This is a genomic window from Mangrovimonas cancribranchiae (assembly GCF_037126245.1).
Lineage (GTDB): Bacteria > Bacteroidota > Bacteroidia > Flavobacteriales > Flavobacteriaceae > Mangrovimonas > Mangrovimonas cancribranchiae.
In genome coordinates this window covers 776596-788112 of the sequence record NZ_CP136925.1, presented here as the reverse complement: position 1 = coordinate 788112, position 11517 = coordinate 776596, and the positions used below count along the sequence as shown (strand labels likewise).

At 34.4% G+C, this 11517-nt stretch carries 15 protein-coding genes; 2 read left to right on the top strand and 13 right to left on the bottom strand.

The genetic code is table 11. The features are described 5' to 3' along the window. Window positions 1-5 precede the first annotated feature (5 nt). Entirely contained in the window at window positions 6-1094 is a 1089-nt protein-coding gene (locus R3L15_RS03525) for a serine hydrolase (RefSeq protein ID WP_338733263.1), read from the top strand. Here R3L15_RS03525 and R3L15_RS03520 read toward each other — a convergent pair whose 3' ends face one another. The 12 genes from R3L15_RS03520 to recR form a co-directional block, all read right to left on the bottom strand. Continuing rightward, entirely contained in the window at window positions 1095-1526 is a 432-nt protein-coding gene (locus tag R3L15_RS03520; protein WP_338733261.1) for an SRPBCC domain-containing protein, read from the bottom strand. 32 nt (window positions 1527-1558) lie between these two features. Continuing rightward, entirely contained in the window at window positions 1559-2512 is a 954-nt protein-coding gene (gene ftsY, locus R3L15_RS03515) for a signal recognition particle-docking protein FtsY (RefSeq protein WP_338733260.1), read from the bottom strand. A 159-nt stretch (window positions 2513-2671) separates the two neighbouring features. Continuing rightward, window positions 2672-2827, bottom strand: coding sequence for a DUF4295 domain-containing protein (locus R3L15_RS03510; protein ID WP_338733258.1), 156 nt, complete (start codon window positions 2825-2827; stop codon window positions 2672-2674). A 9-nt stretch (window positions 2828-2836) separates the two neighbouring features. Next, window positions 2837-3019, bottom strand: a complete 183-nt coding sequence (gene rpmG, locus R3L15_RS03505) for a 50S ribosomal protein L33 (RefSeq protein WP_207099256.1) — start codon at window positions 3017-3019, stop codon at window positions 2837-2839. 27 nt (window positions 3020-3046) lie between these two features. Continuing rightward, window positions 3047-3283, bottom strand: coding sequence for a 50S ribosomal protein L28 (gene rpmB / locus R3L15_RS03500; protein WP_125467475.1), 237 nt, complete (start codon window positions 3281-3283; stop codon window positions 3047-3049). An 80-nt stretch (window positions 3284-3363) separates the two neighbouring features. Continuing rightward, window positions 3364-4611, bottom strand: a complete 1248-nt coding sequence (locus R3L15_RS03495) for a competence/damage-inducible protein A (RefSeq protein ID WP_338733254.1) — start codon at window positions 4609-4611, stop codon at window positions 3364-3366. Beyond that, the gene (locus R3L15_RS03490) at window positions 4611-4952 is read right to left on the bottom strand and encodes an Hpt domain-containing protein (protein WP_338733253.1); all 342 of its coding nucleotides are present in this window, start codon (window positions 4950-4952) and stop codon (window positions 4611-4613) included. Before R3L15_RS03490 ends, R3L15_RS03495 begins: the two co-directional genes overlap by 1 nt. Beyond that, window positions 4952-5563: a fumarylacetoacetate hydrolase family protein gene (locus tag R3L15_RS03485; RefSeq protein ID WP_338733252.1), complete on the bottom strand. Its 612-nt coding sequence runs from the start codon at window positions 5561-5563 to the stop codon at window positions 4952-4954. Before R3L15_RS03485 ends, R3L15_RS03490 begins: the two co-directional genes overlap by 1 nt. Before the next feature lie 4 nt (window positions 5564-5567). Next, complete coding sequence (locus tag R3L15_RS03480) at window positions 5568-6344, bottom strand: 3'-5' exonuclease (protein WP_338733250.1); 777 nt, start codon at window positions 6342-6344, stop codon at window positions 5568-5570. 132 nt (window positions 6345-6476) lie between these two features. After that, window positions 6477-7787 carry a dihydrolipoamide acetyltransferase family protein gene (locus R3L15_RS03475; protein ID WP_338733249.1) on the bottom strand — a complete coding sequence of 437 codons (1311 nt, stop codon included), beginning with the start codon at window positions 7785-7787 and terminating at the stop codon, window positions 6477-6479. A gap of 80 nt (window positions 7788-7867) precedes the next feature. Next, window positions 7868-8977, bottom strand: coding sequence for a glycosyltransferase family 2 protein (locus R3L15_RS03470; protein WP_338733248.1), 1110 nt, complete (start codon window positions 8975-8977; stop codon window positions 7868-7870). A gap of 6 nt (window positions 8978-8983) precedes the next feature. Next, the gene (recR, locus tag R3L15_RS03465; protein ID WP_338733246.1) at window positions 8984-9601 is read right to left on the bottom strand and encodes a recombination mediator RecR; all 618 of its coding nucleotides are present in this window, start codon (window positions 9599-9601) and stop codon (window positions 8984-8986) included. 70 nt (window positions 9602-9671) lie between these two features. On the opposite strand from recR, the gene R3L15_RS03460 reads away from it, so the two are divergent. After that, a complete protein-coding gene (locus R3L15_RS03460; protein ID WP_338733245.1) occupies window positions 9672-11120 on the top strand; it encodes a sodium:solute symporter in 1449 nt (482 codons plus the stop codon). Here R3L15_RS03460 and R3L15_RS03455 read toward each other — a convergent pair. After that, window positions 11091-11453 carry a CoA-binding protein gene (locus tag R3L15_RS03455; RefSeq protein WP_338733244.1) on the bottom strand — a complete coding sequence of 121 codons (363 nt, stop codon included), beginning with the start codon at window positions 11451-11453 and terminating at the stop codon, window positions 11091-11093. The genes R3L15_RS03460 and R3L15_RS03455 overlap by 30 nt on opposite strands. Between the last annotated feature and the right edge of the window lie 64 nt (window positions 11454-11517).

Below are 11517 nucleotides of genomic sequence, written 5' to 3'. Positions count from 1 at the left end.
TTGTTATGAAGCGCCTTATCTACCTATCTTTAATCTTATCCCTGTATATATTTGGTTGTCAATCGTCTGACGACGCGCCAAATACAGAACCAGAAAGCAATTTTCCAGTAACTCAAGATCTTTATTTCCCGCCTTCTAATTCGGAAGAATGGGAATCTATACCTCCAACTTCATTGGGATATAATGACAGTCAAATTCAACCCTTGTTAGATTTTTTAGAAGAAAAAAACACCAAAAGCTTTATCATGCTCCATCATGGTAAAATAGTTCTGGAAGCTTACATGAACGGTCACCAAGCAGGAACGCCTTGGTATTGGGCAAGTGCAGGTAAAACCCTATCTACAACGGTTGCTGGCATCGCACAAGATCAAGGTTTTTTAAATATTGAAACACCTGTTTCCAATTACTTGGGAACTGGTTGGACTAGTGCTCCCTTGGAAAAAGAAAATTTGATAACCAACAAGCACCTACTTACCATGACCTCGGGTCTTGATGACAGTTTGGGCGATGACGTCTCTTCAGAAAACTTGCAATACCTTGCAGACGCTGGTAACCGATGGGCCTACCACAATGTTTATGTGAAAATTCAGGATGTGGTTGCAGCTGCCACAAACCAAAATTGGGATACCTATTTTGAAAATCAATTGAAAAATAAAATAGGTATGACGGGAAGTTGGATTGATCTGGATAATTTAAATGTCTATTTCAGTAATACACGAAGTATGGCTCGTTTTGGATTAATGATTTATGCCAATGGAAAGTGGGAAGATGAACAAATCGTTTCTGAATCCTATTTACAACAAGCAACCAACACATCACAAAACATTAATCTAGCTTACGGGTATTTATGGTGGTTAAATGGTAAGACTAGCTTTCATCTGCCTCAATCGCAAATAGAATTTCCAGGAGAACTTATTCCTAACGCACCAGCCGATATGTACGCTGGTTTAGGAAAAAATGACCAAAAGATTTATGTCGTTCCCAGTGAACAATTGGTCATTATAAGAATGGGAGAATCTGCTGATGGCAGTAATTTTGCCTTATCCAATTTTGATAATGACTTATGGGAAAAGATAAATGCGGTAATTCAGTAGTTAGTTTCTATTTTCAAAAGGAATTACGGTACCTTTTTCCAAATAATCTTTAAGTCCATTGAGTAACATGCCCCAACAAAACGAGGAGAATTTTAGGTGGTCATTCATCTCAGGCCAATTGACATGACTAAACCTGACATAGGTTCCTTGGTCGTGTTCTTGTAAATCAAATCCAAAAGTAGTAGGCTCCCAATCCTTGTCACTTTTGGTCATTTTTATATGGAAAGAATTATTTGGTTCACAAACCGCTACTTTACCATACCAATCATACGCATCAGTAAAATTCAAATTGTAAGTTGTCCCCAGTTTTGGTTCACCAGAACTTTTTAGCGTCCACCAATTGTCCAAATGTTGGGGGTGTGACACAGCGTCAAACACCTCCTTTAGGGAAACTTTAATAATGAAGTTATGATATATGGAATGAGATGACATAAGCAACTATTCCTATAAAGATACAAAATTCTTTACTTGAAAAATGAATCTACAAATTCAAACTTATTAAATACTTGTAAATCTTCAATACCTTCGCCAACGCCAATATATTTAACTGGAATTTTAAATTGATCTGAAATCCCAATCACCACACCACCTTTTGCTGTTCCATCAAGCTTAGTTACGGCTAAAGAGGTAACTTCTGTAGCTGCTGTAAATTGTTTGGCTTGCTCGAAAGCATTTTGTCCTGTAGAACCATCTAATACCAATAACACATCGTGTGGTGCATCGCCAACTACTTTTTGCATAACGCGCTTTACTTTTGTAAGCTCGTTCATTAAGTTTACTTTATTATGAAGTCGGCCAGCAGTATCTATAATTACCACATCGGCATCTTGATTTACAGCACTCTGTAACGTATCGAAAGCTACCGAAGCTGGATCGCTTCCCATAGATTGTTTTACAATAGGTACATCTACACGATCCGCCCAAACTTGAAGTTGATCGATAGCGGCAGCTCTAAAGGTATCGGCAGCACCTAAAACAACCTTTAAACCTTTCTTTTTAAATTGGTAGGCTAATTTTCCTATAGTAGTTGTTTTTCCTACACCATTTACGCCAACTACCATAATAACATGTGGTGTTTTGCCTTGAGGAATAGAAAACTCGGTAGCTTCGCCAATATTAGTTTCGCTTAACAAGCCTGCTATTTCTTCACGAAGAATAGCGTTAAGCTCATCGGTTCCTAGATATTTATCGCGTGAAACACGTGCTTCAATACGTTTGATAACCTTTAATGTGGTTTCAACTCCCACATCGCTAGTTACTAAAACTTCTTCTAAATTATCGAGTACATCATCATCGACCTTGGATTTACCTGCAACAGCTTTGCTTAATTTATTAAAAAAAGATGTTTTAGATTTTTCTAACCCTTTATCAAGGGTTTCTTTTTTTTCTGAAGAAAATATTTTTTTAAAAAAACTCATTATAGTTCAATTAGTATAAAATGTTTATGTCAAATTTCTTGCCCAAAAAGGAAATGTGAAATTTTGTCATAAAAATTAAAGCAAATATAAAATAAAAGCAGCTTTCAAATTATTGAAAGCTGCTTAAATATTTTTACGTTAATCGATTAACGAGGTTGATTAACCTTGTTTTTTTAACCAATCGTTAACTTGATCTGGAGCCATGATAGACTCAACAAACATATATGCTCCAGTTTTAGGTGACTTTACCATTTTAATAGCTTTGCTCAACCTTTTAGATCCTGTTTGTAATGATGCTACTGATTTCTTTGCCATGACTCTGTATTATTTAATTTCTTTATGAACTGTCATACGCTTAAGAATAGGATTGTATTTTTTAATCTCCATTCTATCTGGCGTATTCTTTTTATTTTTTGTTGTAATGTAACGAGACGTTCCTGGTTGTCCAGATTCTTTGTGCTCTGTACATTCTAATATAACTTGTATTCTATTACCTTTCTTTGCCATTTTTCGTAATCTTTATACGTTCTGCAATTATTTTATAAACCCTTTGGCTTTAGCTTGTTTCAATGCTGCAGAAATACCAATTTTATTAATGGTTTTTAATGCAGATGTAGAAACTTTTAAAGTTACCCATTTATCTTCTTCAGGAATGTAAAAACGCTTTTTAACTAAATTTGCATCAAATTTACGTTTAGTTTTATTCATCGCGTGAGATACGTTGTTTCCAACCATCGCTTTTTTCCCAGTAAGTTCACAAACTCTTGACATCTTTTCTAACTTTATTGTGTGTTATTTCAAAACAGGCTGCAAATTTAAGAAATCTTTACAATATCAACAAACTAAATTTGTTACTTTTTTAAAATTTCTTTCTGAAGCATTTCAAAAGCCTTATTTACGGCTTTATTTATAACCTTTATTCTATGGTTTCCAAAGTTAAATTCTTTGGAATATACATTGTTTTTTGTTGCAATTGCAATAAACACCGTTCCTATTTCGGCATTTGAGTCGCCTTTTGTTGGTCCCGCATTTCCTGTTGTTGCAATAGTATAGTCTACATTAAATTTCTTTAAAGTATTTGTTGCCATAGCTTCGACCACTTGAGCACTAACAACCGAATAGTTATCGATAATACGTTTATTAATACCTAAAACATTAATTTTAGTTTCGGTGGCGTAACTTACAATCCCTCCTTTAAAATATGCTGATGCTCCAGCAACTGAGGTAATGCTTTCTGCTATTTTTCCTCCTGTACAACTTTCTGCTGTTGCTATAGTTTTACCTTCTTTAGCTAATAATTTACCAACAATAGCCTCGATGTTTCCATCTTCTTCATACCCAAAAAACACATCTTCTATTTGAGGGAGCAATTGTTGAATTTGCTGCTCCATTTCGGTTTCAAGCAATGCCCTGTCTGTATGTTTTCCTGAAAGTCTTAATCTTACTTTACCCAAATTAGGTAAATAGGCTAATTTAATGTAACTAGGTAAGTTATCTTCCCATACTTCTATTCGTTCTGCTAAAGAACTTTCTCCTAAGCCGTAGGTTAATAGGGTTTTATGCTTGATGAATGGAAAATTGTATTTGGTTCTCAATTTTGGAACGACTTCATTTTCCATAAGTGCTTTCATCTCAAACGGCACGCCAGGAAGCGAGACAAATACTTTGTTATTGTTTTCCAACCACATGCCTGGCGCACTTCCATAAATATTCATTAAGGCCTGTGCTTTTGATGGCACTAAAGCTTGATCTTTATTAACCTGTAGTAATGGTTTCTTGATATGGTTTTCCCAAAGGTGCTCTATATTTTTTAGTACTGCTTTGTCAACAATTAATTCATCATTAAAATATTCGGCAATGGTGTTTTTGGTAATATCGTCTTTAGTTGGCCCTAAACCTCCGGTAATAATAATGATATCGGCATTACTTTCGGCTTCTTGCAAAGCTTTTAAAATATGATCTTTATCGTCTTGAACCGATGTAATTTGATACACAGAAACCCCAATTTTATTAAGGGTTTTACTTATATAAGCTGAATTTGTATCGACAACCTGACCAATGAGAATTTCATCACCTATGGTTATGATTTCTGCTTGCATTACAAATTATAATCTGATTTTAATTCTTGAGTTGCATTGTCTACAGCTTCTAAAACAATATGTAACTTATTGGTGATATCTAAGTCTGTTTTTTCAAATTTACCCCAATCTTGTACCTCTATTAAGTCTGCCAGAACACCTAGTTCAAACAAATCGACTGTAGGTTTCATTTTATGAGCCGCTTGATATGCTGTATGATAGTCTTTTTCTGCAACGGCTTTTTTAAGACGTTCGGCATCTTCTGGTACTTCTTCTAAAAAAGCTCCAACTAGTGCTTTTATAAAATCCTCATCATTATCTGCCAGTTCTCTTACTCTAAATAGTTTGTAATTTTCTTCCATTATTTTACTGTTATTGAAAACATTTCTCTTCCCTCTAAGAAGCCTTTCAATTTATCATTAGCAATTACCTTGCCTACACCTGCAGGCGTTCCTGTAAAGATAATATCTCCTATCTTTAAAGTGAAATATTTTGATACATATTCTATAATCTCATCAATTTTCCAGAGCATATGACTGGTATTGCCTTCTTGTACAATGTCGCCATTCTTTTCTAATGAAAAGTTTAAACTATTTAAGTTTTGAACCTCTGATTTTGCTATCCATTTACCTACAACCGCAGCGCCATCAAAAGCTTTTGCTTTTTCCCAAGGCAAGCCTTTTTCTTTTAATTGCTTTTGAAGATCGCGAGCTGTAAAATCGATACCCAAGCCAATTTCGTTGTAATATTTATGGGCAAATTTTTTATCTATATACTTTCCTACACGGTTTATTTTCACCAAAACCTCAACTTCATGATGTACATCGTTAGAAAAATCTGGTATAAAAAAGGGTTGTTTTTTTAATAAAATAGCCGTGTCTGGTTTTTGAAACACCACCGGTTCACTTGGTTTTTCATTTTCCAATTCGGCAATATGCTCGGTATAATTTCGTCCTATACAAATAAGCTTCATGCGTTTAGCTTAGTTTATTATTAAAACTTCTTAGTTTAATAGCTGTTAATACTTTTTTGGTATACAATGGAAAATCGGCATTTAGCAACCACCCAAAATAGCCTGGTTCTTGCTCTAACACGTCTACCACACGTTTCCCTTTATGCTTTCCGAAGGAAAAACACTCTTCGCCTTTTTTGTTGTAACTGATAAACCCTGCAAAATCGGCAAACTTTTTTCGAGAGCTAAACTCGGCTAAAAACTTGGTGTCGTTCTCTAAATCGTCGTAACGTTGTATTTGCGCTTTTAACACTTCGTATGTTGCAAACGTATCGGCTTCTGCACTATGAGCGTCTTCTAGTGTTTTATCGCAATAAAATTTATAGGCTGCACTTAATGTACGTTGTTCCATTTTATGAAAAATAGTTTGTACATCGACAGATACGCGATTTTTCATATCGAAATCTACTTCGGCACGTAACATTTCTTCGGCTAATAACGGAATATCAAATCTATTAGAGTTAAAACCACCTAAATCTGAATCCTTAATCATGGTATTAACTTCTTTGGCTATGTCGTTAAAAGTTGGTTTATCGGCCACATCTTCATCTGAAATTCCATGCACTTTTGTTGTTTCTGGCGGAATAGGAATGGTTGGGTTTACCAATTGTGTATAACGCTCTTCTTTTCCGTCAGGGTAAACTTTTAAAATAGAAATTTCGACAATACGGTCTTTTGAAATGTTTATTCCCGTCGTTTCTAAATCGAAAAAACAGATAGGTTTATTAAGGTTTAAGCTCATTTTTAGCATCAATTTTAAGCAAAGATAATTAGAATTGTGAAGAATATCCTTTTAGTTGAATAAAAGCTTAACGAAACAAAAAAGCACGATTTAAAACCGTGCTTTTTTTATTTAGTTTCTTTTTAGAGAGCTCTAGATTTCTCTATTAGAATCCCAAGCTTCTAAATAATCTTTCACAGCTTTTACAAACTGTCCACCTAAGGCTCCATTTACTACTCTATGGTCGTAAGAGTGCGATAGGAACATACGGTAACGAATGCCTATAAAGTCGCCTTCTGGTGTTTCCACAACGGCTGGTACTTTTCTAATAGCACCAAGCGCTAAAATACCTACTTGTGGCTGATTAATAATTGGGGTTCCCATAACGCTACCAAAGGTTCCTACATTGGTAACAGTATAAGTTCCGCCTTGTATTTCGTCTGGTTTCAACTTATTTTGTCTAGCACGGTTGGCTAAATCGTTTACTTTTTTAGTTAACCCAACTAGGTTTAACTGATCGGCATCTTTAATTACTGGAACAATCAAGTTTCCGTCTGGCAAGGCTGCTGCCATACCTAAATTAACATGCTTTTTCTTGATAATGGTATCGCCTTGCATGGAGATATTCATCATTGGAAAATCACGTAATGCTTTGGCTACAGCTTCCATGAATATTGGGGTGAACGTTAAGTTTTCGCCTTCACGTTTTTTAAAGTCGTCTTTTACTTTTTTACGCCAGTTCCAAATTTTAGTTACATCGGCTTCAATAAAACTTTGCACGTGCGCTGATGTTTGTGTCGATTCTACCATATGGTGTGCAATAAGTTTGCCCATACGTGTCATTTCTATCACTTCATCATCTCCTGTTGGAATTACTGGAGCACTTTCAGTTTTTGGCGCTGCTGCTTTTGGTTGTGCCTGAGTAGATTGCGGTTTAGCTGGTTGCGCTGAACGATTATCTAAATAAGCTAAAATATCATTTTTTGTTACACGACCATCTTTCCCTGTTCCAGGCATAGCGTCTAACTCAGCTTGTGTTATACTTTCCTTTTTGGCAATATTTTTCACTAGTGGCGAATAAAAACGCTCTCCTGAAGATACTATAGGCTCAACTGTTTCTTTAGCAACTTCTACCGTTTTTGACACTTCTGCAATAGCAGGTTCTTTAGCCGTTTCTTGCTTAGTCTCTTCTTTTGGGGTATTGTTACTTACTGGCGCATCGCCATCGGTTTCTATAATTGCTATGGTTTGCCCTACTTGTACAACATCATCAACATTAAATAGTTTTTCAACTAATGTTCCATCTACTTCGCTAGGCACCTCGCTATCTACTTTATCGGTAGCAATTTCCAATACTGCTTCATCGGCTTCGATAGTATCACCTACTTCTTTTAGCCATGATGTAATTGTTGCCTCGGCAACACTTTCTCCCATTTTGGGTAATTTCAATTCAAATTTTGCCATATCTTTAATGAAAAGGTCGTTTTTAAATTTTCGATTGCAAAATTAACGAAAAAACGTCGATTTTTTTGTGTTTTATTTAATTAATTATTTGTTAAGGGGATAATTTCTCCTCTAAACTTTGAGCTATTGCTTCCTAGGATAAAGGTAGCATTTTTAGGTAAAATTTTAAATGATATCGCTTTTTTATCGGAAAACGCAATCATTTCTTGAATGATTGATTTGAATGTCATGGTGTTATTATCAAAAATAACTTCTGTATTGTTTTCTATTGTTTTTAAATGACGTTCTAATTTGAGAGGTCTATTTAGAGTTTGCTCTAGAGTTTCAGCTATACTAGATTGAGACACAAATACCACATTTTGCTTCTGCTTTTTTACTTCTTCTGGAGTTCTGCGGAATAGATAAGCTAGCTTAATACCTAACCAAACAGCAGCATTAAACAGTATATGCCGTTTAAAGTGTTTTTTGTAGAAGATTTGCATAGCGCCATAAAACCGTTTAGCATAACTAACGTCTTTTAAGGTACTTTCTCCTTTGTAATGGATAATAGTTGTTGTACCGTTGTAATAATTTTTATATCCTGCTTTTAGAACTTTGTATGATAAATCTACATCTTCGCCATACATAAAATAGTCTTCATCAAATCCACCAACTTCTTTATACACTGCTGTTTTTAACAGCATAAAAGCGCCTACTAAAATAGGCACCTCACCAGTGTTATTTTGAGTTGTTTGATTAGCGTAATACTGTTTTGGAAACCCTAGCATTTTGTATAGCGCAACTTTTGGCGTAGGAATATTACGCTTGCTTTCGGGTAAAAATGCTCCAGCACCATCGATTAGTTTACAGCCTACAATGCCTAATTTTTTTTGCGTTTCACTAAACTGTAATAGGGTTTTGAAGGTATTTTCTGCAACAACTGTATCTGGATTTAAAATACATATATATTCTCCTTTTGCCTTGGACACTCCAATATTATTACCTTTAGAAAACCCGAGATTTTCTTTATTCTCTATCAAAACAACTTCAGGAAAGTTATCTTTTATCATTTGGCAACTATCGTCTGGCGAGTGGTTATCGACGACTATAATTTCGGCATCTATGTCTTTTATAGCCTCACGAACACTTATTAAGCAAAGCTCCAAAAAGTAACGCACATTATAGTTTAGTATAACAACAGAAAGTTTCAATAGGTTTTATGATTTTAAAGACGTTTCAAAAGGAATTCTATTTACTATACTTCGTCCAAGGGTAATTTCGTCTGTATATTCTAATTCATTTCCTACGGAAATTCCTCTGGCAATTGTTGATGTTTCTACACCGTAATCTTGAATTTGCTTATAAATGTAAAAGTTTGTCGTATCGCCTTCCATAGTAGAGCCTAACGCAAAAATAAGTTCTTTTACTTGACCATTTTTTACTTTTTCAACTAAAGATTGAATATTTAAATCGGTAGGTCCAATACCATCCATTGGTGAAATCTTCCCCCCTAACACATGATACAACCCTTTAAACGAGCTTGTATTTTCTATAGCCATAACATCACGCACATCTTCAACAACACAAATTATTTCGGCTGTTCTTCTTGGATTTGAGCAAATCTCACAAAGCTCTGTATCGCTAATATTATGGCAACTTTTACAAAAGTTGATTTCAGTTCTAAGCTGACTTAAAGCATTAGCTAATTGTATAGACTGTTCTTCTGGCTGATTTAATAAATGTAACACCAAACGTAAAGCTGTTCGTTTTCCAATACCCGGAAGTTGCGACATTTCGTTAACTGCTTTTTCCAATAATTTTGAAGAAAATTCCATAGCTGCGAATTTACGATTTTACATTAAAGAAATACTCCTACATTTGTAATTTATAAACAACATCTAAATTATGTCTCCATTCTTTATAGCTGCTTTAATACTTGCTTATTTTATTGTGCTTATAATTATTTCGTATTTTACAGGAAAGGAAGATACTAACGAGGCTTTTTTTAAAGCTAATAAATCGGCACCATGGTATTTAGTAGCTTTTGGTATGTTAGGTGCTTCTTTGTCTGGTGTAACTTTTATTTCGGTGCCTGGTGCTGTAGAAGATAAACAATTTGGTTACCTGCAAGTGGTTTTTGGTTATTTACTAGGCTATTTGGTTATTGCTTATATATTATTACCATTATATTACAAGCTTAATTTAACCTCTATTTACACGTATTTTAGAGATAGGTTTGGGAATTATTCATACAAAACTGGCTCTGTTGCTTTCTTGGTTTCCAGAACTGTTGGTGCTGCATTTAGACTTTTTCTGGTGGCAAAAGTGTTACAATTACTTATTTTTGATCAATTTGGTATTCCTTTCTTTATAACCGTTACCACAACCATTTTACTTATTTGGCTTTACACCTTTCGAGGCGGTATAAAAACAATTATTTTTACTGATACCTTACAAACGCTATTCATGTTAGTCTCTGTTATAGTAACTATTATATTTATAGCCAATTCCATGGACTTACACAGTTTTGGTGCTATATACGATAATGTAACCTCTAGCGCTATGAGTAAGGTTTTCTTTTTAGATGATGTTAACGACCCTCAATATTTTATAAAAAGTATTTTATCAGGTATGTTTATTACCATAACCATGACTGGAATGGACCAAGATATGATGCAGAAAAATTTAACCTGTAAAACTTTAAAAGATGCCCAAAAGAACATGATTTCTTTTAGCGTGGTTTTAATTTTTGTAAATCTGTTGTTTTTAGTTCTTGGTCTTTTGTTAACACAATACGCAGCCGAGAATGGTATTTCAGCAAAAAAAGACAATTTATTTCCTACAATCGCTATGCTTCCTGAAATTGGCATCGCCACCTCATCATTTTTTATATTAGGACTTATTGCTGCTGCTTACTCCAGTGCCGATTCGGCTTTAACATCGTTAACAACTGCTTTTTGTATTGATATTATTGAACTAGATAAAAAACCCAAACAAGCACAAAAAAGAACACGAAAAACTGTTCATGTAATAACAAGTCTTGTGTTAATTGTTGTTATTCTTCTTTTCGATCTTATTTTTAAAGATGTATCGGTAATCTGGGAGTTATTTAAAGCTGCCGGATATACTTATGGACCATTACTTGGTTTATTTGCTTTTGGAATTTTAACCAAATCTGACATTAAAGACAAATACGTTTGGATTATCGCTATAATAGCGCCTATTATTTCCTACTTTATAAATGCATACTCGCCAAAACTATTTAATGGCTATCAAATAGGGTTTGAAATCTTAATTATTAACGGACTTTTAATGTTTCTTGGTTTAATATTGATTCGTAGAAAGCAACACTAACGTACAAGCCTCTTCAAAAAAGATATTGTTCTTTTCTAATATCTTATAAAACTCAGGATTTTCGGTACCTGGATTAAAAATAACTCGTTTAGGCTGTAACGATACAATATAGTTGTAATAATCCTTTTGATGTGTTGGATTGACATATAATGTTACCGTATGCACATTGTTATAATCTAACAATTCTGTTTGAATATCAACACCTGCTACTTCTCCCTTTTTTAAACCATAAGCTACAACTTCTACATCATTATTTACCAATTTATTAATGGCATAATTAGAATATCTATTGGGTTTAAGCGATGCCCCAAAAACTAATGTTTTTTTCTTCATACTGTTAAAATGTTGTTAAGTAGTGTTAAATACGGTAACAGCAACCTGCATTAAGCGTCTATGA

Excerpts from the sequence above, each read along its gene's own strand:
- R3L15_RS03525 (WP_338733263.1), top strand. The coding sequence starts at position 6 with ATGAAGCGCCTTATCTACCTATCTTTAATCTTATCCCTGTATATATTT.
- R3L15_RS03520 (WP_338733261.1), bottom strand. The coding sequence starts at position 1,526 with ATGTCATCTCATTCCATATATCATAACTTCATTATTAAAGTTTCCCTA.
- ftsY (WP_338733260.1), bottom strand. The coding sequence starts at position 2,512 with ATGAGTTTTTTTAAAAAAATATTTTCTTCAGAAAAAAAAGAAACCCTT.
- R3L15_RS03510 (WP_338733258.1), bottom strand. The coding sequence starts at position 2,827 with ATGGCAAAGAAATCAGTAGCATCATTACAAACAGGATCTAAAAGGTTG.
- rpmG (WP_207099256.1), bottom strand. The coding sequence starts at position 3,019 with ATGGCAAAGAAAGGTAATAGAATACAAGTTATATTAGAATGTACAGAG.
- rpmB (WP_125467475.1), bottom strand. The coding sequence starts at position 3,283 with ATGTCAAGAGTTTGTGAACTTACTGGGAAAAAAGCGATGGTTGGAAAC.
- R3L15_RS03495 (WP_338733254.1), bottom strand. The coding sequence starts at position 4,611 with ATGCAAGCAGAAATCATAACCATAGGTGATGAAATTCTCATTGGTCAG.
- R3L15_RS03490 (WP_338733253.1), bottom strand. The coding sequence starts at position 4,952 with ATGGAAGAAAATTACAAACTATTTAGAGTAAGAGAACTGGCAGATAAT.
- R3L15_RS03485 (WP_338733252.1), bottom strand. The coding sequence starts at position 5,563 with ATGAAGCTTATTTGTATAGGACGAAATTATACCGAGCATATTGCCGAA.
- R3L15_RS03480 (WP_338733250.1), bottom strand. The coding sequence starts at position 6,344 with ATGAGCTTAAACCTTAATAAACCTATCTGTTTTTTCGATTTAGAAACG.
- R3L15_RS03475 (WP_338733249.1), bottom strand. The coding sequence starts at position 7,787 with ATGGCAAAATTTGAATTGAAATTACCCAAAATGGGAGAAAGTGTTGCC.
- recR (WP_338733246.1), bottom strand. The coding sequence starts at position 9,601 with ATGGAATTTTCTTCAAAATTATTGGAAAAAGCAGTTAACGAAATGTCG.
- R3L15_RS03460 (WP_338733245.1), top strand. The coding sequence starts at position 9,672 with ATGTCTCCATTCTTTATAGCTGCTTTAATACTTGCTTATTTTATTGTG.
- R3L15_RS03455 (WP_338733244.1), bottom strand. The coding sequence starts at position 11,453 with ATGAAGAAAAAAACATTAGTTTTTGGGGCATCGCTTAAACCCAATAGA.